General features: G+C 65.5%; 1 protein-coding gene. It reads right to left on the reverse strand.

Going from position 1 to position 1,273, the window contains the following annotated elements; all coding sequences use genetic code 11:
- Positions 1-171 precede the first annotated feature (171 nt).
- Positions 172-1,191: an IS110 family RNA-guided transposase gene (locus tag RBB42_RS28055; RefSeq protein WP_305972722.1), complete on the reverse strand. Its 1,020-nt coding sequence runs from the start codon at positions 1,189-1,191 to the stop codon at positions 172-174.
- Positions 1,192-1,273: the final 82 nt, after the last annotated feature.

The raw sequence follows: 1,273 nt of genomic DNA on the forward strand, positions 1-1,273 counted from the left end.
GGGCGGGTCCCGATCAATGGCACGCACTTCGAGGTGCTCCGGTCCGAACTGGGTATCCCGTTCCGCTTCTTACCGTCCCTGTGCCATCACCTCACGCTGCGCCTCACCATCTCTGGGCCTGCCGGTTCGCGACCGGCTTGGCCGTTCTTTGCCTGGCCGTTCTTTATCGTCTCAAGCCATGGTGTTCCGGTAGCTGTCGCCCCGCCTTATCAGCGCCCAGATCGTCCGGGCCATGCGGTTAGCCAGTGCGATAGCGACCACCTTTACGGGCTTGCGGGCGAGCATCCGGTCGATCCAGTCCGGCACCCGGCCTGATGCACCCTCTCTACGTCCGCGCCGCGCGCTGATCTGGGCCATGGCGCCGAGGTAAAGCAGCCTGCGCAGGTACCGATTGCCAGCCTTGGAAATCCGCCCGAGCCTCTCTTTCCCGCCACTGGAATGAGCTCGCGGCGTCAGGCCGAGCCACGCCGCGTAGTCGCGCGCGCTGCGGAAGGCGGCCACATCGGGGGTGGTGGCCGCAAACGCGCTGGACGAAATCGTACCCACCCCGGGTACCGTCGCAAGTCGACGCGCCAGCGCGTCTTCGCCCTGCATCTCCCCGATCCGCGCGGTGACCTCTTCGATCCGGGCCTGTGTGTCGCGCAGTTGACCGGCCAGCATGTCCAGCGCCGGACGCGCCGTAGAATGCACGTCGCGGGCTGCGTCGAGCAGGCGATCGACGTTATGGATTCCCTTCGGCACGACGATCCCGAACTCGCCGAGGTGCGCACGGATCGCGTTTACGATTTGCGTTCTCTGCCGGACGAGGAAGTCCCGTGCCTTGTGATCGAGCAGGGCCGCCTGCCGCTGCGCCGACTTCACCGGCACGAAGCGCATCGTCGGGCGGGTCACCGCCTCGCAAATGGCCTCGGCATCAGCGGCATCAGTTTTGCCCCTCTTCACGTAGGGCTTCACATAGGCGGGCGGCATGAGACGGACTTCATGGCCAAGGGGTGCCAGTTCTCGCGCCCAATGATGGGCCCCCGCGCAGGCTTCCATGCCAACGAGGCAAGGGCCCAGCCGGGCAAAGAACACCAGGACCTGCGACCGCCGCAACTGACGGCGGCAGATGACCGTGCCTTCCGTGTCCACTCCGTGAACTTGGAAAACGCTCTTGGCCAGATCGAGGCCGATGGTGTTGGGTTGGTCCATGGATGGCTCCTCTCAGGTGCGGGCTTTCACAGACCCACCTTGGCACAACGCGAAGCCGCTGGTGGAGCCATCCACACCATCA

It is taken from the genome of Mameliella sp. MMSF_3455 (assembly GCF_030733205.1).
Taxonomy (GTDB): Bacteria; Pseudomonadota; Alphaproteobacteria; order Rhodobacterales; family Rhodobacteraceae; genus Antarctobacter.